Raw genomic sequence first — 20,946 nt, 5'->3', positions numbered from 1 at the left:
ACCCGCATCTCCGACCGGCCGGCCCGAGAGGACATCCATGCGAGCCTATGACGTGCCTCCCTCGTCCACGGTCCGACGGCCGGATGGTGGCTCCCCCTTGTCCGTCCGACACGTCATCATCGAGAACAAGGAGGGATATCCCTCCTTCGCCAACGGTATTCACCAGAATACGCGCTCCCTCGTCACGGAGCAGACCGTGTCGGGCGAGGCGTCCCGCATCCTGTTCCTGTCGCGCGATCCCAACGGGATGACGGTGCCGGCGGGCATCCGGATGGATCATGTCCCGCTGGACGGGCTCAGGATCCTCGGCCGCACGGTCAGCCTGTCGCGCCGCTCCCGCGAGGCTTTCCTCGACGGGGCCGACACGCGGACGATCTTTCACTTCCACGGCGCGCGCCAACCGCTTCTGGTCTCCCTGACGCGGATGCTGCGCCGGCGCGGCATCCCCTACGTCATCAGCCTCCATGCCTGCTTCTCGCATTTCTACGACCGGGCCGGCCGGCTGGTGAAGCCGTCGACGGCCCTCTACGTCCGGCTGCTGGAGCGGCGGGTTCTGGAGGGCGCGCGCTTCGTCCACGTCATCACGGCCCTCGAACAGGCCGAACTCCGCCGCCTGGCGCCCAAGGCCCGGTCGGTCCTCGTGCCCCACGGGGTCTATTCGAGCGCGCTCGGCGGGCGTCCGGGATTCGTCGACAGGTCCGGCCCTGCCGGCGGGTCATCTGGCCCTGCCGGCGGCTCGCCGGTCTTCGGTTTCTGCGGCCGGCTGGCGGTGTTCCACAAGGGGCTCGACCTGCTGATCGAAGGGTTCGCCCTCTACCGGCGGCAGGGCGGCACCGGCCGCCTCGTCGTCATGGGCCCCGGCGACGAGCGAGACGAGCTGATGGCGACGACCCGCCGCCTCGGCATCGAATCCGCCGTGACCTTCGAGGGGCCGCGCTACGGGGCCGAGCGGGACGACATCGTCCGGTCTTGGGACTTCTTCGCCTTTCCCTCGCGCCTCGACCGCTGGCCGACGGCGGCCCTCGAAGCCCAGATCCTCGGCGTGCCGCTCCTCATCACCGCCGAGGCGGGGATGACCGAGGCGATGACGCGGCACGGCGCCGGCCTCCTCATCGAGGATCTGACGGCCGAGGCCGTGGCCCAGTCGCTCGCCCGGGCCGCTTCCCTCGATTCCGCGGAATGGCGGGCGATGTCGCGCGGCGCCCACCGGATGGGATGCTCGGCCGACTGGACCGTGGTCGCGGCGCGCCTGCACGCCCTCTACCGAACCACACCGGCATCGCCGGCTCTCAGCGAAGACATGGAGGCAACCGATGGCAGTCCCGTTCTATAGGCATGCGCTCTCGCCCGATTACGCCGTGCGGGTGGCCTCGGTCCTCGGCAGTGCGTTCCTGACGACCGGCCCCGAGGGCGCGCGCGTGGAGGACCTGCTGCGGGATTTCTTCGCGGTGCCGCATGCCAAGCTCACCTCGAGCTGGACGCAAGGGGCGGTGGCGACCCTCCTCGCCATGGGGATCGGCCCCGGCGACGAGGTCATCGTACCGGCCATGACCTTCGCGGCGACGGCCAACGTGGTGCGCCTCGTCGGCGCGACGCCGGTCTTCGTCGACAGCGACCCGAACACGCTCCTCATCGACCTGGGTCTCGCGGCGGCGGCCGTGACGGAGCGGACGCGGGCGATCATCCCCGTCCATCTCTACGGCCAGATGGTGGACATCCCGGCTCTGCGGGCGGCGATCCCCTCCTCGATCCGGATCATCGAGGACGCGGCCCATTGCTTCGAGGGCAGCCGCAACGGGCGCCGGCCGGGGCAGGACGGCGACGCGGCGATCTTCTCCTTCTACGCCACGAAGAACGTGACCTGCGGCGAGGGCGGCGCCGTCGTCACCCGCGATCCGGTCCTCGCCCGGACCCTGGTCCAGACGGTGCTGCACGGGATGTCCGCCGGCGCGGCCCAGCGTTTCCAGGGCGGGACCTACAACCATTGGGACATCGACCGCCTCGGCACCAAGGCCAACCTGCCGGACCTGCTGGCCGTCCTGCTCGCGCCCCAGATCGATCAGGTGGAGGTTCAGTGCGCCCGGCGCGAGGCCTTGAGCCGGCGCTACGAGAGCGCGCTCGCCGGCACCCCGTTCACCTGGCCGGCCATGGAGCCGGGCGTGGTCTCGGCGCGGCACCTGTTCCCGATCCACGTGCCCGACGGGCGCCGCGACGACATGCTCCGGGCGCTGGGCGAGGCCCGCATCGGCACGACGGTGAATTACCGCAGCGTGCCCACGCTGACCCTCTACCGCGACGTGCCGGAAGCATCGTCCCTGCCCGTGGCGCAGGAATGGGGCGAGGGCACGCTCTCGCTGCCGCTCTTCCCGGATCTGCGCATCGACGAGCAGGACGAGGTGATCGAGACCGTGCTGGCCCAGGCCTCCGCGTTCTGGCCGAAGCCCGCCCTGAGGACCGCGACCGGACGGTGAATAGGTTCCCACCAAAACCTGTTCTTCCGTCTTTCCAACCCCTTACCTCACCCTGAGGCGCCGCGAAGCGGCCTCGAAGGAGGGCTCCAACACTCGCTCAGCGAGCTGGAGGGCTCCTTCGAGGCCCTTTGCTTGCGCAAAGCGCGCCTCAGGATGAGGTGAGAGGGCGGGAAGATCCGTGGTTTTGCAACGATACAGACTTCCCCAAGTACCCCCCAAGTAGAACCGACACACGAAAGCCGCCCCCCAGTCGCGGGGCGGCTTTCGCTCGGTCCATGCCCTCGCTGGATTACCCCGCAGCGATGGCGAGTTCCGGCAGCACCGCTCCCTGCGGCTGCGTCAGGTCGATCCGTGGCACCGGGCGCTCCGCCGTGACGCTGCGCCGGCCGATTCCCACATGGCGGAAACCGGCCTCCGTCGCCTCCGCCACCGGGATGATGTTGCGGTAATCGACGAGGACCGACCCCGCCATGCGGGCCCGGAGACGGGCGAGGTCGAGGGTGCGGAACACGCTCCATTCCGTCACGATCGCCACGGCATGGGCGCCGGCCACGCAGGAATAGGGGTCGGTGGCGTAGGCGATGTCGGGCATGAGCGCCCTCGCCTGGTCCATCCCCTGGGGGTCATAGGCCCGCACCTCGGCGCCTTCGTCCTGGAGGGCGGTGATGATGGAGGTGGCCGGCGCCTCGCGGGTGTCGTCGGTATTCGCCTTGAAGGTGAGGCCGAGCACCGCGATGGTCAGCCCCCTGACGGAGCCGCCGCAGGCCTTGATGAGCCGCCGCGCCATCAATCGCTTGCGCTGCTCGTTGGCGGCCGCCACTGTCTCGATGATCCGGGAGGGGACGCCGTAATCCTGCGCCGATTTGATCAGCGCCTGGATGTCCTTGGGAAAGCACGAGCCGCCGAAGCCCGGACCCGGCTGGAGGAACTGCGCGCCGATCCGCCGGTCGAGGCCGATCCCGTAGGAGACCCCTTCCACATCGGCATCCGCCCGCTCGCACAGATCGGCCATTTCGTTGACGAAGCCGATCTTCATGGCGAGGAAGGCGTTGGCCGCGTATTTCACCAGCTCGGCGGTGCGCCGGGTGGTGAAGAACAGCGGCACCGCCGCCTCCGCCAGGGGCCGGTAGAGGTTGGTCATGATCGCCCTCGCCCGCTCGTCCTGGGTGCCGATGACGATCCGGTCGGGATGCTGGAAATCCGCGATGGCCGCGCCCTCGCGCAGGAATTCGGGGTTCGAGACGACGGCGAAGGCGCCCTGTGGCTGGACGAGGCGCATGATGTGCTCGACCCGGTCCCCCGTGCCCACCGGGACGGTCGATTTCGTCACCACCACGGTATAACCCCGGATCGCTTGCGCGATGTCGCGGGCACAGGCGAAGACATGGGCGAGGTCGGCATGGCCATCGCCGCGCCGGGCGGGCGTGCCGACGGCGATGAACACGACTTCCGCGTCGCCCACCGCCTCGGCGAGATCGGTGCCGAAGCTCAGGCGCCCGGCGGCGACGTTGTTGGCGACGAGCGCGTCGAGATGCGGCTCGTAGATCGGCATGCGACCCGCGCGCAGGGCGGCGATCCGCTGCGGATCCTTGTCGACGCAATGCACATGATGCCCGAATTCGGCAAAGCACGCCCCGGATACGAGACCGACATATCCGACGCCGATGACCGCCACCCGCATTCCAGCCTCCATGGATCATTCAGATGAGCAAAGGCGGTCACGGGTTTGGAACAGCAACCGCCGCAAGCGACAACCTTAAAATATCATCCTGTCCTGGAGAACATCTCTTCCGAGTGGTCGGAAACTAGTCCGAAAGCTACAGGATCGGCGATAATGATTGATGGCGAACACGCGATCCGACATTTCGTCATCCCGATTCGGTGGCCCGACAGGGTCCGCGCGGGACGGAATTCAGGACCTCTTCGCGTTGTTGTTCCAAGGCACGACCTCATCCTGAGGTCAGAGATCCGAACTTGGGTTAATGTCATCCGATCTGCGGGAAAGTTCACATCGGTTTTGACACCCAGCCCGTCATTCCGGGGCGCCAAAGGCGGCTCCGGAATGACGGCGTGGTCTTCTCATGGTCTTGTCGAAACCCCCATTGACCAGAAATCGAAGCCCCGATCCTGAGGTGGTCGGCTCGGATGATCTGCTCTGGCAGACGAGCGACTTCGGCATGAGCATCCGCTAAGAAGTCCCATCAAGCAGGGCATCCGGAGGATGGCGGAGGCCGTGGGCTCACATTTGCCCGGCACCTCTGACCGCCAAGTCGCCACATCCGGCGCAAGGGTACTATACGCGACACCGTGAGCGCGTTCGATCTAACCCTCAAGGTTCCTACCAATACATTCGGCGATCATGCAGTTCTTCTGACGACACGCATTGAATAAGGGCTGTCTGTCATGAAAAAGATACTTGTGACCGGGGCCGGTGGTTTCATCGGACACCATCTCGTGAAAAGCCTCGTCAACAAGGGCTATTGGGTCCGCGGGGCCGACATCAAGCTCCCGCAATACGAAGCCTCGGCCGCGCATGATTTCATGCAGGTCGATCTTCGCATGCGGGACAATTGCGCCATCGCCGTCAAGGACATGGACGAGGTCTACCACCTCGCGGCCGACATGGGCGGCATCGGCTTCATCAGCGGCTCGCATGCGGAGATCACGCTCAACAACACCCTGATCAGCGCGCATATGATCGAGGCGGCGCGCTACAGCGGCCTGGAGAAGTTCCTCTTCTCTTCCTCGGCCTGCGTCTATCCCCAGCATCTCCAACTCTCGCCCGACGTCACCCCGCTCTCCGAGGACGTCGCCTGGCCGGCCCAGCCCGAGGAAGGCTACGGGCTCGAGAAGATCTACATGGAGAAGATGTGCCAATACATGACCGAGGATTGGAAGATCCCGACCCGGTCCGTACGGTTCCACAACGTCTATGGTCCGCTCGGCACCTATGACGGCGGCCGGGAGAAGGCGCCCGCCGCGATCTCCCGCAAGGTGGTGCTCTGCCCCGATGGCGGTGAGATCGAGGTCTGGGGGGATGGTCTGCAGACCCGCTCCTTCATGTATATCGACGATTGCGTCGAGGGCCTGTACCGGCTGATGCATTCCGATTACTGCGCGCCGATCAATCTCGGCACCGACGAGATGATCAGCATCAACGACCTCGTCGATATCGCGGCGGAGATCGCGGGCAAGACGATCACCAAGCGCCACGACCTGACGAAGCCGCAGGGCGTGCGTGGGCGCAACAGCGACAACGGCCTGATCCGCAAGGTTCTCGATTGGGAGCCCAAGATCATGATCCGCGAGGGGCTCGTGCCGACCTACCGCTGGATCGAGGAAGAGATCGCGCAGGCTCAGCCGGTCCTGCATTCCGTGGCGGCCGAGTAACGCCGCGCCCGCGGCCGGACGAAGACTGACCAGCGGTCACAGCAACGATTGTGAGGCGATCGAGATGTCGAAACGCGTATTGATCGTCCACAACGAGTACCAGTTCCACGGGGGCGAAGATTCCGTCGTCGCCCAGGAGATCGGCGCCCTCGAACGGGCCGGCTGCGACGTCCGCCTCTTCACCTTGAGCAACAAATCCATCGTCACGCCGGTCGACCGCCTGCGCGCGGCGTTCCAGTCGGTGAATTCACCGAAGAACATCGGCCTCGTCCTGAAGGAGATCGATCTCTTCCGGCCGGACGTGGTCCACGTCCACAATTACTTCCCGTTGATCTCGCCGATGGTGCATGTGGCCGTCCGCAAGACGGGAACGCCCACGATCCAGACGCTGCACAATTACCGGATCATGTGCGCCAACGCGATGCTGACGCGGAACGGCTCGCCCTGCGAGGTCTGCGTCGGCGGCTCCGCCTACAACGCGGTGCTGCACCGGTGCTACCGGGATTCCCGGCTCGGATCGCTCGCGGTGGCGCGGTCCATCCAGCATCACAGGCAGACCGGCACCTGGGCGAACCATGTCGACCGGTTCATCGCGCTGACCGAGTTCGAGCGCGGCCGGTTCATCGCGGCGGGCCTGCCCGGACACCGCATCGCCGTGAAGGCGAACGGGCTCGCCGATCCCGGCCCGGTCTCGGCAGACGCGCGGGAGGGATTACTGTTCGTGGGACGCCTCACCACCGAGAAGGGCGTCGAGACCCTCGATGCCGCGGCCAGGATCGCCGGCTGCAGGGTCACGGTCATCGGAACGGGGCCGCTGGCCGCGCAGGTCGCCGCCTCGCCCGATCTCGACGACCGGGGCCAGGTCACCCCCGCGCAGGTTCGCGCCGCGATGAGGGGGGCAAGGGCCCTGATCGTCCCCTCGCTCTGGTACGAGGGATTGCCGATGGTGGTGGTCGAAGCCTTCGCCATGGGCCTGCCGGTGATCGCGTCGCGGATCGGCTCGCTGGCCGAGATCGTCTCGGACGAGGTGACCGGCCTGCACGCCGCCCCGGGCGACGCCGCCGATCTCGCCCGCGCCATGACGCGGGTCCTGTCAGATCGTGCCGCGTCCGAGCGCATGAGCCGGGCGGCACGGCTGAAATACGAAACCTGCTGGAGCGAGACCGTCACCACGAACCAGCTCCTGGGGATCTACGCCGAGGCGATGGACTCGCACCGGACGATGCCGATCGCGGTCTAGAAGCCTCTTTGAACCGTTTTCCGAGGCTCGACCTCATCCTGAGGTGCCGCGTAGCGGCCTCGAAGGAGGGCTCCAGAACCCACTGAGCAGACTGGAGCGCTCCTTCGAGGCCCTTTGCCGAAGCAAAGGGCACCTCAGGATGAGGTGATCCGGTGGGATGATGGATTTTGCCAAGTGAACCGGCCGAACCATCCAATCGAACGACCCTGAGAGTGCCGACATAAGTCCCGCCCCCTCTAAAGAAGTCGCCCGCGTGATCCAGTCCCGCCTCGACACCGCCCTCCCCCTCGGCCGGGCCGCCGACGACTTCAACGAGCGCTACTCCCGCGCCCTCGTCATCGTGCTCCTGGGCTACGCGGTGCTGGGGAAGACTTTCGCCTATCTGGGAATCCCGCCGCTCTTCGTCGGCGAGATGGCCCTGGCCGGGGGGCTCATCGCGCTGCTGCGGTCCGGTTGCTGGCTCGCCATCCTGGCGACGCCGGCGAGCCGGATGCTCATCGTCCTGATGGGCTGGGTCCTCTACCGGACCGTGCCGTATCTGGGCCCCTACGGGATGGACGCCCCCCGGGACAGCGTGCTGGCCCTCTACGGCCTGTTCGCCCTGATCGTCGTCGCCCTGCTGCTGGAGGAACCCGGCCGGTTCGGGCGAGCCATGGACGCCTATGGCCGGTTCGCGCGGTTCTATGCCCTGGCCGGCGGCATCGTGTACGGCCTGAGTTCGGCGTTCCTGAAGATCCCCGGCACCGAGATCCAGATCCCCAGCGTCCGGGCCGGCGAGGCCGCCAGCCACCTCGCGGCCATCGCCGTCTTCGTCCTGCTGGGGCTCGGCCGCTTCTCGCGCCTTTGGATCGCCGTGCTGATGGCGAGCATGATCGTCGTCACCTCGAGCCGCGGCGCCATGCTGACCTGCCTCGCGCCGGTGGTGGTCGCGGCCATCGCCGGGCGGCGGCTGCGGCAGTTCATGCCCATCGTCCTGGTGTTTTTCGTCGCCGCGATCATCGCGACGCTGTTCGATCTCAGCGTCCAGCTTCCCGGCAACGAGCGGGCGACCGGACCCAAGCAGATCGTCGAGGGCCTGAAGAGCGTGGTCGGCGTCAGCGAGGCCTCGAATTTCGAGGCGACGAAGGAGTTCCGCCTGCGCTGGTGGGCGACGATCCAGGATTACACGTTGCGCGGGCCGTATTTCTGGACGGGCAAGGGCTTCGGCGTGAACATCGCCCTCGAGGACGGCTACAAGCAATGGGTGACGGCCGACGCGGTGCTGCGCAGCCCCCACAACGTCAACATGACCTATCTGGCGCGCTCGGGCGTCCCTGGCCTCGTGCTGTGGCTCGGCGTGCTGGCGACCTGGTTCACGATGCTGTTCCACAGCCTGCTCTGGGCCCGCCGGCGCGGGGAGGAGCATTGGGCCAAGCTGTTCATCTGGATCGGCTGCTACGGCCTCGGCATGTTCGTGGACGCGTGTTTCGACGTGGCGCTCGAAGGACCGATGCTGGGGATCTGGTTCTGGTGCGTCTTCGGCTTCGGCATCGGCGCCAGCATGATCTTCCGCTCCCCCCTCGGGCGCAGCTTTCGGCACGGCGAGGATCGCGCCGGTCCATGAGGGCCGGTAACCTGCTCTAACCTTGGACAATCCCTGGTTCGGACCGGATCTAAGTAGTCATACCACGGTACGGCCTTTCGCAGGTCTCGACTGTTCCAGGCTTCGGAGGCCGGGATGACGGGGGCCGCTCCAAGACGTCGGTTTCGGCTTCCACGCCTACGTGCAAGAGCGTTTTACCACCCGAGGCTTGCTGAAATCGAGACTTCAGCGAGCGCGGAATCATTGACCTACAGGCAGTCATACGCACTCGATGCGGCAGATTTGAAGTGTTCATTTTTCCTTGTTGCACGCGATGCCTCCATGTTATTCAATCGTCATGGAATTCGACACTGAGGAAGGGGGCAACGACGATCCGCGGATATTTGTAACCTGAAATAATAACATTTGTTTCATAACGATCAACTGCTCAGCACGACGACCCGATTTTCGATCGACTGCTATGAGACTGCGTCTCGCCTTCGCAGCAGGACGACAGTGCGACGTTCATACGGCGGCATTTCATTCATGCCGGCAGAGCGATGGCCATGCCATCTATTTCCAAGTCTTCATTGGAGTTAGCCCGATGCCACTCAGTATCACTGCTTCTTCCGAGCCTCCCCAATCCGATTTCCTTCCCAGCATGATCGTCGGACCGGATAGTCTGACCTCTGCGACCACGGCCATACCCGCCATCGTCATTGGTCCGAGAGGGCTCGAACGGGACGGTCTCGTTGGAATATTGAACCAGAACGGATATTCAGTCCTCGATTCGATAGACGATATTGCAGATCTACAGATCGGATACATGCCGGAGCTGATCATCCTGAGCGAGTTCGGCCAGGATGAGATCGAGGGAGCGCTGGTTCCCCTGGTGCAATCCCACTTTCCCACGGCCCGGATCGTCGCCCTGACGGCCGAGACCGATCCGGCGGTGCCGCGGTACCTGCTGCAGCGGGGCATCCAGGCCTGCCTGAACCGGAGCGCGCAGCCGATCGCCTTGATCCGATCGCTGAACGTCGTGATGGGCGGCAACATCGTGATCTCCATCGGTGCCGCCTCGCACCTGACCGGGGGCAGCAACGGCTTCCCGAGGCCGGCTCTCATGCGGTTCGCCAAGGGCGTAGAGACGGCGCCCGCAGCGGCATCGGATCTCTCGCATCGCGAGATCGAAGTCCTCGCCTGCTTGTCGACCGGGCATTCCAACAAGTCGATCGCCCGGGAATTGCGGATCTCCGAGGCGACGGTGAAGATCCACGTCAAGAACGTCTTGAGAAAGATCAATGTCAGCAACCGGACCCAGGCGGCGGTCTGGGTTTCGAAACACGGCACCCCGACGGTCGGCTGCCGCCGGAACGGCCGGGCCGCGTGACCCGGACCGGCGGCGCGCCCGATGACGGCGCGCCGCCGGTCGCCTATGCGCCGGCGACGTGCAGGACGATGTCGCGCCGGTGCGGCCGGTCGCGGTGTTCGATGAGATAGATGCCCTGCCACGTGCCGAGGACGAGACGTCCGTCGATGACGGGAATCGTCAGGCCCGAATCCGTGAGCAGGGTGCGGATATGCGCCGGCATGTCGTCGGGGCCTTCCGCCGAATGGATGTAGCCGCCACCGGGATGGCGCGGGGCGAGCCCGTCCAGGGCCGTCATCAGGTCGCTCTGAACGTCGGGATCGGCATTCTCCTGGATCGTCAGGGAGGCCGAGGTGTGCCGGCAGAAGAGCGTGAGCAGGCCCTGTTCGATACCGCTGCGCGCGAGGAAATCGGCCACCGCCGCCGTGACATCGGTGAAGCCCTGGCCCCGCGTCGAGACGGTGAAGCGGGCGCTGGCCTGGCGCCGGATCTCGCCCTCCTGAAAACCTTCGATCCCGCCGATCCTGCCTGCAGCCGTCATGATGCCTCCTCGTCGATCGATGCGCCCGGCGCGATTTCCCGCTCGCCGCGCGCCAGGATGGTCTCCAGAATTCCGATCCCGTCCGCCTCGGCGGCCGGCTTGTCCCAGCGGATGCGGTGGACGCGGGGGAAGCGCATGGCGACGCCGGATTTGTGCCGGGTGGAGCGCTGCACGCCCTCGAAGGCGATCTCCAGGACGAGGCCCTCCTCCGGCCCATAGGCGACCTCGCGCACGGGGCCGAAGCGTTTGGTCGTGTGGTTGCGGACGAAGCGGTCGAGCTTGGCCAGTTCCGCATCGGTGAAGCCGTGATAGGCCTTGCCCACAGGCACCAGTTCTCGCCCACCCTCCGGCCGCTCGCGCCAGACCCCGAACGTGTAGTCCGAGTAGAAGGACGAGCGCTTCCCGTGGCCGCGCTGGGCATACATCATCACGGCGTCGACGAGATGCGGCTCGCGCTTCCACTTCCACCACGGCCCCTTGGGGCGGCCGGGCAGATAGGGGCTGTCGCGCAGCTTCAGCATCACCCCCTCGATGGCGTCGGCATCCTCGCCCGCCCCCACGCTCGCGGGATCGGCGCGAGCCTCGGCGAGGTCGTCCCAGGTCTCGAACGTCACCAGCGGCGAGAGATCGATGCGGGCGTGATCCAGGGCGGCGACGAAACCCTCGAGCCGCGCGCGGCGGGTCGCGAAGGGCAGCGGGCGAAGATCCTCGCCCTCCGCCGTGAGGAGGTCGTAGGCCCGCACATGGGCCGGAAATTCCTCCAGCAGCTTGGGCGTGACGGCCTTCCGGTTGAGGCGCTGCTGCAGCACGTTGAAGCTCTGCACGCGGCTCTCGCGCAGGATCAGCAATTCGCCGTCGATCGTGCCCGAGAAGGTGATCGCCTCGGCGAGATCGGGGAAGGCGCCGGTAATGTCCTCGCCGGTGCGCGAATAGACCCGCGCCACCTGCTGCCCGGCCTCGTCGCGCCCCCCGGCGAGTTGGACGCGGATGCCGTCCCATTTCCACTCGCCCGAGAAGGCGGCCGGATCGAGTTTCGCGAAGTCCGCCTCCTCGTCGATCGGGTGGGAGAGCATCGGCGGGCGGAACGGCGCGGGGTTGAGGGTGGTGGGGCGCTCCCCCCTCCCCTCGACCCAGGCGAACAGGCCGAGATACGGCGGCTCCAGCCCGTGCCAGACCTCCTCCACCGCATCGGCCTCGTGGCCGCCGAGCGCCCCCACCGCCGTCTTGGCGAGGCGGGCGGAGACGCCCACGCGAAGCGCCCCGGTTATGAGCTTCAACAGCGCCCAGCGCCCGGTCTCGTCGAGCGCGTCGAGCCAGCCGGCAATATGGGCCGGCAGGTCGGATTTCTTCACGGTGGCGAGGGTCTCGACCACTTCCGAGAGGGTCGGGATGTGCGGGGGCGGGTTGTTGTGGCCCGGACCGGCCGCTGCTGCATCCCCTCCCCCCTCTGCGGGGGAGGGTGCCTGCGGAGCAGGCGGGAGAGGGGACGACCTTTCCGGAGATGGCGCTCCCCTCTCCCGACCCTCGCTCACGCGAGGGCCACCCTCCCCCGCGGAGGGGGCAAGGTCGGGTGGATCACTCCAAACGGTCATCCTCCACGAGGGTGCCGATCTCGACGGGTTCCGCACCGCAGCGCGCCGGCTCGCCGCCGCATCGGTCCCGCCCGATAGAGTAGTCTGGTCCATCGGGCAGGCCCCCGGCCTGTTCGGACAGGTCTCCCAGCCGGAATCCGGCTCCGATGCGCCCCTAAGCCTGCCGCGCGCGGTGGCCGACCTGATCCGCATGGTCGTCCCGCACCGCGACCCCGAGCGCTACGCCCTGCTCTACACCTTGATCTGGCGCATCACGCACGGCGAGCGCGGCCTGCTGGAGGTGGGAAGCGACCCGCTGGTCCATCGGCTCGACCGGATGCGCAAGGCCATCGCCCGTGACCTGCACAAGATGCACGCCTTCCTGCGGTTCCGGCGGACTGAGGCCGACGGTGTCGAGCGCTTCGTCGCCTGGTTCGAGCCGGACCATCACATCCTGGAGGCGGCAACCACGTTCTTCGTCTCGCGTTTCCGGTCGTTGCACTGGACGATCCTCACGCCGGACGGCTCCGCCCACTGGGATGGGGAGACCCTGACCTTCGGCCCGCCTGGACGACGCGAGGATGCGCCCGAGGCCGACGGGTTCGAGGCCGGCTGGCGCGATTATTATGAGAGCACCTTCAACCCCGCCCGCACCAACCTTGCCGCCATGCGGGCGGAAATGCCGAAGAAGTATTGGCGCAACATGCCGGAAACAGCAGCGATTCCCGGCCTCGTCCGCGCCGCCTCAGCCCGCACGGAAGCCATGATCGAACGGGAGCCGCAGATGCCGACCAAGCGTAACCCCGCCAAGGCCGTCGCCGCCATGTCCGACCAGGATCCCACCTCCCTGGAGGAGCTCAACGCCATCATCCGGCGCTCGGAGCCCCTGGTGCCGGGTGCGACCCAGGCCGTCCTCGGCGAAGGCCCTCCCCATGCCGACATCGCCTTCGTCGGCGAGCAGCCGGGCGACCAGGAGGATCGGCAGGGCCGCCCCTTCGTTGGACCGGCCGGGCAGCTCCTGTCCCGCGCCATGGCGGATGCGGGCATTCAGCGGAACGCGGCCTACCTCACCAATGCGGTCAAGCATTTCAAGTTCGAGGAGCGCGGCAAGCGCCGCATCCACCAGAAGCCCACTGCCGGCGAGGTCAGCCATTACCGCTGGTGGCTCGACCGGGAGCTGGATTTCGTGGCCCCCAAACTCGTCGTGGCCCTCGGCGCCACCGCCGTCCTGGCCCTGACGGGCAAGGCGATCCCGATCACCCGCGCCCGTGGCCCGGCTTCTTTCGGCAAGCCCTATGAGGGCTTCATCACCGTGCACCCCTCCTACCTCCTGCGCCTCCCCGACGAAGCCAAGGAAGACGCTTACGCAGCCTTCGTGGCCGACCTGAAACGGGTCGGGGATCTGGCGCGCACATTGGGAGGATAGCGGCTTGGCCATGGGATCCGGCGCTACGATCGATGACCTTCCCCTAGCTGCGGGTACGACCTGCGCATTCGGGTGTCACGGGTCCGCCTGAGATGCCTCGGGTAGGATAGAAAAGTCTGATGACCGTAGCGACCCCGGAAGAAGGATCGTCCGCCCGACTGGACGTCACGCAGCGACCCAGCCAGAGCATGGCGTGCCGGACCGTCACCCGACGATCGGCAGCATGACGCGATGCGGGATCAGGACATACCGATCAAGAGACCTTGCCGACCAAAAGATCTTACTGACCAAAAGATCTTGCCTCCTCATCCCTGAACTATGAGAACTGTGAGGCTTCAGGACGAGAGGGTGTCCAGGTCCTCGGCCCCCACTCGTACACTGGCCTCCCGGTACGGAAATGCGAGCACGACCCGTGTGCCGGGCTGCAGATCCTGCCATTCCGGTTGACCGCCGAGTTGGCGACCGAGCCCGGTGATCACCGTCATGCCGAGGCTCTTCGACCGCGACGGGTCGAAGCCCGTTGGCAGGCCGATGCCGCTGTCGCAGACTTCGAGCCGGAGCCGTCCCGGCTCCTCCCGCGTCACCGAGACCCGCACTTCGCCGGCCCCGTCGGGATAGGCATATTTGAAGGCGTTCGTGACGAGCTCGTTGACGATGAGCCCCAACGGCACGGCATGGTTCGTCGCCACCAGGACCGGTGCGACCTCGCAGGTCAGTCTGTGGTTCGGCCCCACCGATGCGCCCAGATGTTCGCAGAGCTCCGCCAGGAACTCGGCCAGATCTAGGACCTGGACCTCGTCCGTGCGCCATAGCCGGTCGTGCACCGTCGCGATGGTCAGGACCCGTCTCCGCGCGTCGCCCAGAGCGGCGCGCAAGACGGGATCGGTCGCCATGTCGCCCTGCATGTTCAGCAGGCTCGCCACGATCGAAAGGCTGTTCTTCACCCGGTGGCTGATTTCCCGTGTGAGAACCTCCTGATGTGCCAAGGCCTGCCGTAGACGGGCTTCCGTCTGTTGCAGCTCCTCTTCCTTGCGGTGCCGGTCGATCGCGCCGCCCAGCAGGTTGGCGAACCCCTGGAGGAACGCGATATCGGCCTCGGTGAAGCGCCCCTCCGTCGGACTGTCGACTTCGAGGACACCGAACGGCTCGCCCTCGCCACGGATGATGACGTTGATCGCCCGCTGGATCCCATGGTCTTCGAGCACTTTGGGCGTGCGGAAGCGGCTTTCGCCCCCGAGATGGTTCGAGATGACCGGTTGCCCGGTCTGAAAGGCGTAACCGGATGGGCTCGCCGCATCGGCCCCCGTCCTTGCGATACCGACGATTCCGGGTTTCCAGCCGATCCCCGCCTGCACCACGAACTGATGCTCGGCGGGCAAGTATTCCATGATCTTGCAATACCGGCTCTGGAGCCCCTGCGCGCAGACACGCGTCGCCTCCTGCAGGAGCGTGTCGATGAATCGCGTCCTGAGCGCGAACAACCCGAACTCGGCGGTAAGTTCCTGCTGGCGAAGCCGGTAGGCCAGCTGCTCCGCGGCTCCGCCTCCCTGCTCCATGGGCACCCCCGGAGGCATCGATCGATCTGCCGTCATGTCCGGCTTTCTTCCCAGCGGGGCCGCGGCCTCAAACAGCCAAGGCTTTCCCTGCGATCCCAGTGTGATCTCACGAGATGTGACTCGTCGAGCGCCCTCGATTCACGCGGTCGTGCCTCCATCAAACTCTTCAGACGCCGCGGGGATGCATGGTGGCGGACAGACGGTTTCCACGGGCAGGCATGCTTGCGCCGTCGCCTGGATTGTCTCCGCGAGGATTCGGGATTGCGAAAAGTCGCGAAGGCCGGACCCTAGGGGGTTCGAGACGGGACGACCCCGCATTCCCGATCCGGGCCAGTCGCCCGACGGGGAGTTTGCCTTCTGCTAACCGAAGCGGTGCATCCTGATGTCGAGCCAAGTTGCGTATCGGCTCCCGTCGTGTGGACACGACACGATGCACCCCGCCGACCCCGTGAGCAGATCGGGGCGGCGGGGCTGCTTCAGGATAAGACGACCGTCGACCTCGCCCCTGACCATACAGCCGCCGCGCCTTTTCACGCGTTCGGGCCTAGCGCGGGGATCATCATCAACCCGGTCAGGATGAGGGCCGGCACGAAGATCGACCAGAAGGACAGGGCCGCCACGCCGAAAGCCCCGGCCAACGCCCCAACGGCGAAAGCCAGCACGGCCGAGAGCGTCCGCTTCAGGCGGGTATTGGTCTGAGCCGTGGCGCGCGCGCCGCAAAAGCGATCGGTCAGGTCGATCACGGCCTGCGTGACATTCACGGTCATCACGGTCGTCGCCGCCAGATGACCGATGACGAGACGGCCGATCCCGTTCTGAATGCCCATGGCGGCGACGCCCAGCATGCCCACGGTGATCGCCGCGATGCCGTCCGGCGATCCGAGGGGCGACAGCGCGATGCCCGCAACCGCGAAGGCGATGAGAACGGCAGCCTCGAGGGCCAGCAAAGGCCGAAGCGGCGCCACCCCTCTCCGTTCCAGGACCAGGGTGACCAGTCGCGTCAGGGCGACGGCCAGGATGAAGACCGGCAACGCCAGCAGCTTGGCGATGACGCCGCTCGATGTGGAAACAAGCTCCGCACCGATGAGCACGAAATTGCCGGTCACATGCGCCGTGAAGAGGCCGGTGAGGGCGATGAAGGCGGCGGCGTCCACGAACCCCGCGGTGAAGGCCAGGCCGGCACCGATCAAGGTGTCTCCATGATCCCGAACAGGCATTCCGCGCCTCTGATCTTCCCGGGCCTTTGATCTTCCTGGGCCTTTGATCTTCCCCGTGCGCAAGGCCTGCCGAAGGTGAGCGCACTCACCTCCGGATCGGCGTCACTCGAAGCCGATCGCGCAACCGGCTCGGGCCTGTCGCGTGCGGATCGGCTTCGACCGGGCCTCGGCTCAGGCCGAACGTGTCCCTCAGGCGGTGGCGGCCTTGCGCGGACGGCCCGCCCGCTTCGGCTTCTCGGATACCGGAGCGTCGTCCTGGACGACCGTCTCCTCGGGTTCGGGCGCAGGGGCCCGGCGCGGCTGCCCGAGGCCGAGCGACCGGGCGAGTTCCGAGCGTTGCGCCGAGTAGCTCGCGGAGGTCATCGGGTAATCCGGCGGCAGGCCGTATTTCGCCCGGTAGGCTTCGGGGCTGAGACCACGGAGGGTCAGATGGCGGCGCAGCGTCTTGTAGGGCTTGCCGTCTTCGAAGCTGATCAGAGCGTCCGGGGAAATCGATTTCTTGATCTGCGCCGGTGTCGCCTTCTCGATCTTGTCGGTCTCGGTTGCCTCCGATCCTCTGGAAGCCAGACCACTGATCGCGGCGTGAACGTTGTTTAGCAGATCAGGCAGCGCGCTTGCAGGTATCGAGTTGTTGGAGACGTAGGCGGATACGAGGTCGGCCGTGAGTTCGATATAATCGGCCTGAAATTCTTGGGCATCATCGCTCATGTGGTAGGTACTCCTGCCAATCCATCAACGGCTATAGATTGACTTCGGCGAGAATGACAATCTTTCAAGAGCTATAATTCCTTGGGCAGGAACCGTTGGTATAAAACCGGACAGAGCGCTGTTTTTCAGTCATCGCACACAAACATTTATTAACGAGCGTCTTATTTTCGCCTCATATAATCAGTGCCCATCTCATAATACTGATTTTTTCCGGAAAAGACTTTTCCATATTTTTCAATTCTCTCACGACACAAAAGCAAATCGCCAGAATGCATATTGAATTACAATGCGATTGAAATGATAGCCTTGATCGCACGGTGAAGTGGAAAACATGTCACTCAAGTAAAACTGCGTCGGACCGCCCTGGATAATGGTCGATCCGCAAGTCCGGCGGCGAGGTTTCGAAAAGGGGCCCGGTGCGGCACGGGAGCCCGATGACGAGAGCGCGCCGGTCAGCGCGGAGAGCGGGATACGACCCGGTAGAAGATCCCGATCGCGATCAGAAACACGGCGAGGCCCGCCGTTTCGGTGACGGTGGACAACTCGGGACCGGCGATCGTCAGGGAGGCGCTGCGTCCGGTGACGGTATCGGCGGCGGCGAGCAGGACGCCGACGAAACTCTCGCCCACGAGAAAGCCCGATGCGAGCAGGATTCCACGGCGACGCACGGCCTCATAGGCGGGCTCGGCCCCCTCCCCCTCGAAGCGCTTCCGGAACGACCGCTCGCTCAGCCACGCGATCACGCCTCCGATCGCAATCGTCACCACCACGTTCAGCGGAAGATAGATGCCGATTCCCACCGTGAGGGCCGGGAACACGCGCCCGCTTCGGCGCAGCCGCGCCTCCACGGCGACGAGGGCGGCGCCAAGCCCCATACCCGTCAGCACCATGTTCCAGGGCAGCTCGCCGTGAACGATGCCGCTGGCGATCTGCGTCATCAGCGCCGCCTGAGGCGCCGGCAGGGCCATGCTGGCATCCATGCCGTCTCGCGGCAGGGCGCCGACGAACCCGTAAGCGTTGTAGAGGAGCGCCAGCAAGGGACCGATCACGAGCGAGCCGACGCCGACGCCCGCAACCAGCACCGCCTCCTGCCGCCAGGGCGTGGCGTCCACGAGTTGGCCGGTCTTCAGATCCTGCAGGTTGTCGTTGGCGATCGACGCCATGGTGACGATGACCGAGGCGACCAGAAGTGCCAGGCCGATGACGAAACGGTCGCCTTCGGGCCCCGCGCTCCGTCCGATGAGGAGCGGCAGCAGGAGAGCCACCAGCATGGTGGTGAGAATGCCGATCCCCGAGATCGGGCTCGACGACGAGCCGAGGAGGCCCGCGAGATAGCCGCACGCCGCCGCCATCAGGAAGCCGAACCCCGCGGCGAACAGTGTCGCCACCACGATCAGCACGGGATAGAGCGCGCCGAGTTCGGCCCCGGCCGAAAACTGGCCGAGCAGGAGCGCCATCGGCAGCATGAGGATCACGGCCGCTCCGCCGACCCAGGTGATCGGAATGTCCCGCTCCTGGCGCGGCAGGTCGCGCAGGCCCCCATGGCTGCCGCGAGCCGATGTCAGGGCGGCGCGGATGCTCGCCAGGATCGGCCGCGCCAGCGTCGCCACGGTCCAGGCGCCACCGACCGCAATGATGCCGGCTCCGATCAGACGAACACGGTCCGACCACACCGCCTCGGCGGCCGCGCCCGGGTCCATCCCCTCCCCCTGCCCGAGGGCCGTCAGGACCGGGACCGCCACACCCCAGGCGATGATCACGCCGGTCAGCAACGCGAGGCAGGCACCGATGCCGACGAGGTAGCCGACGCCGACGAGGGCAAGGGAAAAGCCGGTCCCGAGCCGGAACACGGCCCCACCGGCCTGCAGGGTGGTGTGGAGGCCCTCGCCGAGAACGCGCAAGCCGCTCGTCGCGACTGCGATCAGGGCCGCCGCCCCTCCGGCGCGGAGCAGATCGCGCAGACCGTGCCGGCTGCCGTCTCCGTCCTCGGTTCCGGCACCGGCCTTCAGCACCTCGGCGGCGGCCACGCCTTCGGGAAACGGCAGCCCGGCCTCGGCCACGAGCGCCCGCCGCAGCGGGATCGAGAAGGCGACGCCGAGCAAGCCGCCAACGAGGCAGACCCCTCCGGTCTGCCAGAACGGAAATCCCTGCCAATGGCCGATCAGCACGAGGCCGGGCAGGACCAGGATGACGTTGCAGAGCGTGCCGGCAGCCGAGGCCTGCGTCTGCACGATGTTGTTCTCGAGAATCGAGGTCTCGCCGAACAACCGCAGCAGGCCCATCGACAGCATCGCGGCGGGAATCGATGACGAGAACGTCATGCCGGTCTTCAGGCCCATATAGACGTTGGCGGCCATGAACACGATTGTGATGGCCGCTCCGAGCACCAGGCCTCGCAGGGTCAATTCCCGGAAACGCCGCTCTTCTCCGTGAAGCTGTCGGCCGGTCCGCGCATCCATCGATCATGCCTCATCGGCCCATCGGGCTCGTCATCGGTGAGTGAAGCGGCGGCGCGCGATACGTCCGGGATGGCGCTCTTCGGGTCATCGGCCTCGCCAGAACCCGATCCAGTATCAGGCAAGGCGCTTCGATTAACATCTGCATAATGTTTGATCGAAGTTAGTTTTAACCGAGGTTACCAATGCAACGCCGCCATAACTAGGAACAACCACAGTCAAGCCCGGTTGTGGTCGCGTATATCCAGCCTGGATCAAGCCCCAGCGACGCAACATTGGCCGAACACGGATCGCCTTTCCTTTCGGACGCCGCCCGCCGGTGAACCGAGATCTACGCCGCCCAAGAGGGGGCCAGCGCGTCCACCCGCGCGACGAGCCCGACGGCCAGCGAATGAGGAACCCGACACGGGCGGATGCGCGATCCGGCTCCGACGCGAAAAGATGGGCCGAACCCGGCAAACAGACCATGGGAGATGACCGGAGTGCAGAGTGTGGGACCTGAAACGGAGGACGCCCTCGTCGATCTCATCCGCACGGTGCGGGACACGGGCTACAGGTTCACGACCGTGACGCCGGCGAGCCATGCCCGTGTCAATGCACGCCCGGACGCGGCGCGCGCCCGCCACCTGCGCGACGTCCTCGGCTGGAGCCGCCCGTTCTCGGACGACGCCGTGCCGTCGGGCGTCCTCGCCGCCCTGCAACGGGCGGGCGTCGTCGACAGCGAGGGTGAGTTCCGGCGCGCCACGATCCGCCTCTCGAGCCTCGACGACGAACTCTTCCTGCATTCGGCCTATCCGCCCGATTCGACGGACGCGGTCTTCTTCGGCCCCGATACGATGCGCTTCGTCTCCGCCGTCATCGCTCATCTCGCCCAACGCGAGAAACCGGTTCACCGGGCCGTCGATATCGGCTCGGGATCGGGAGCGGCCGGGATCGCCATCGCCAAGCGCGCCGCGGGCGCCGAAGTACTCCTCGTCGACATCAATCCGGCCGCTCTGCAGGCCGGCCGGATCAATGCCCGGGCCGCCGGGGTCGCCGGCATCGAGCCGAGACGGAGCAACCTGCTCGACGACGTCGAGGGCGATTTCGACCTCATCGTCTCCAACCCGCCCTTCATGATCGACCGGAGCGGCCGTACCTATCGCCATGGTGGGGGGACCTTCGGCGAAGGGCTGTCACAGGCCGTGGTCGAGGCGGCGGCCGAACGTCTGGCACCGGGGGGCAGCCTCGTTCTGTTCACCGGCTCCGTCATCGTCGATGGCGCCGATCCCTTCCGCGACGCCGCGTTGGCCACCTGTGAAAGACACGGGCTGCGCACGCAGTATCGCGAGTTCGATCCGGATGCTTACGGAGAGGAACTCGAGGACCCGGCCTATGCCGAGGCCGATCGCATCGCCCTGGTGGTGTTGACGGCGACGCGCCCAGCCTGAACCGAGGAAG

At 66.4% G+C, this 20,946-nt stretch carries 14 protein-coding genes and 1 pseudogene; 8 read left to right on the top strand and 7 right to left on the bottom strand.

All coding sequences use genetic code 11. The features are described from left to right. Positions 1-97 precede the first annotated feature (97 nt). Positions 98-1,333, top strand: a complete 1,236-nt coding sequence (locus tag RQI43_RS15900; protein ID WP_244478198.1) for a glycosyltransferase family 4 protein — start codon at positions 98-100, stop codon at positions 1,331-1,333. After that, entirely contained in the window at positions 1,314-2,471 is a 1,158-nt protein-coding gene (locus tag RQI43_RS15895) for a DegT/DnrJ/EryC1/StrS aminotransferase family protein (protein ID WP_311275765.1), read from the top strand. Before RQI43_RS15900 ends, RQI43_RS15895 begins: the two co-directional genes overlap by 20 nt. A gap of 289 nt (positions 2,472-2,760) precedes the next feature. Here RQI43_RS15895 and RQI43_RS15890 read toward each other — a convergent pair whose 3' ends face one another. After that, positions 2,761-4,152, bottom strand: a complete 1,392-nt coding sequence (locus RQI43_RS15890; protein ID WP_056422443.1) for a UDP-glucose/GDP-mannose dehydrogenase family protein — start codon at positions 4,150-4,152, stop codon at positions 2,761-2,763. Between the two features lie 722 nt (positions 4,153-4,874). Between RQI43_RS15890 and RQI43_RS15885 the strand changes: the two genes are divergently transcribed. The 4 genes from RQI43_RS15885 (at position 4,875) to RQI43_RS15870 (ending at position 10,052) form a co-directional block, all read left to right on the top strand. Continuing rightward, positions 4,875-5,861, top strand: coding sequence for an NAD-dependent epimerase/dehydratase family protein (locus tag RQI43_RS15885; protein ID WP_056422446.1), 987 nt, complete (start codon positions 4,875-4,877; stop codon positions 5,859-5,861). A 64-nt stretch (positions 5,862-5,925) separates the two neighbouring features. Then, entirely contained in the window at positions 5,926-7,101 is a 1,176-nt protein-coding gene (locus RQI43_RS15880) for a glycosyltransferase (protein WP_311275764.1), read from the top strand. Between the two features lie 253 nt (positions 7,102-7,354). Continuing rightward, positions 7,355-8,704 (top strand): O-antigen ligase family protein, encoded by a 1,350-nt coding sequence (locus RQI43_RS15875; RefSeq protein WP_311275763.1) that lies wholly within the window; start codon positions 7,355-7,357, stop codon positions 8,702-8,704. Between the two features lie 784 nt (positions 8,705-9,488). Further along, positions 9,489-10,052, top strand: coding sequence for a response regulator transcription factor (locus RQI43_RS15870; RefSeq protein ID WP_156467629.1), 564 nt, complete (start codon positions 9,489-9,491; stop codon positions 10,050-10,052). 43 nt (positions 10,053-10,095) lie between these two features. Here the strand turns inward: RQI43_RS15870 and RQI43_RS15865 are convergent, their stop codons facing one another. Next, positions 10,096-10,572, bottom strand: a complete 477-nt coding sequence (locus tag RQI43_RS15865; protein ID WP_311275762.1) for a secondary thiamine-phosphate synthase enzyme YjbQ — start codon at positions 10,570-10,572, stop codon at positions 10,096-10,098. Next, positions 10,569-12,032: pseudogene (locus RQI43_RS15860) on the bottom strand (cisplatin damage response ATP-dependent DNA ligase); the annotation flags it as partial. The gene RQI43_RS15865 and the pseudogene RQI43_RS15860, both read right to left, overlap by 4 nt. Before the next feature lie 130 nt (positions 12,033-12,162). On the opposite strand from RQI43_RS15860, the gene RQI43_RS15855 reads away from it, so the two are divergent. Then, entirely contained in the window at positions 12,163-13,569 is a 1,407-nt protein-coding gene (locus RQI43_RS15855; protein ID WP_311275833.1) for a UdgX family uracil-DNA binding protein, read from the top strand. 335 nt (positions 13,570-13,904) lie between these two features. Here the strand turns inward: RQI43_RS15855 and RQI43_RS15850 are convergent, their stop codons facing one another. From RQI43_RS15850 to RQI43_RS15835, 4 genes are all read right to left on the bottom strand, one after another. Then, complete coding sequence (locus RQI43_RS15850) at positions 13,905-15,161, bottom strand: histidine kinase dimerization/phosphoacceptor domain -containing protein (RefSeq protein ID WP_311275761.1); 1,257 nt, start codon at positions 15,159-15,161, stop codon at positions 13,905-13,907. Between the two features lie 494 nt (positions 15,162-15,655). Then, positions 15,656-16,342, bottom strand: a complete 687-nt coding sequence (locus RQI43_RS15845; protein ID WP_405030637.1) for a YoaK family protein — start codon at positions 16,340-16,342, stop codon at positions 15,656-15,658. Between the two features lie 189 nt (positions 16,343-16,531). Next, positions 16,532-17,050, bottom strand: a complete 519-nt coding sequence (locus RQI43_RS15840) for a MucR family transcriptional regulator (RefSeq protein ID WP_056422016.1) — start codon at positions 17,048-17,050, stop codon at positions 16,532-16,534. Between the two features lie 452 nt (positions 17,051-17,502). Beyond that, the gene (locus RQI43_RS15835) at positions 17,503-19,509 is read right to left on the bottom strand and encodes an OPT family oligopeptide transporter (RefSeq protein ID WP_311275759.1); all 2,007 of its coding nucleotides are present in this window, start codon (positions 19,507-19,509) and stop codon (positions 17,503-17,505) included. Positions 19,510-19,979: 470 nt separating this feature from the next. On the opposite strand from RQI43_RS15835, the gene RQI43_RS15830 reads away from it, so the two are divergent. Next, on the top strand, positions 19,980-20,936 hold the full coding sequence (locus RQI43_RS15830; protein ID WP_405030636.1) for a methyltransferase: 957 nt from the start codon (positions 19,980-19,982) through the stop codon (positions 20,934-20,936). Positions 20,937-20,946 lie beyond the last annotated feature (10 nt).

The organism is Methylobacterium sp. WCS2018Hpa-22 (assembly GCF_031843785.1).
In the GTDB taxonomy this organism is placed as follows: Bacteria; Pseudomonadota; Alphaproteobacteria; order Rhizobiales; family Beijerinckiaceae; genus Methylobacterium.
The sequence above is the reverse complement of the archived record's forward strand: the minus strand, read 5'-3'. Positions and strand labels throughout refer to the sequence as shown.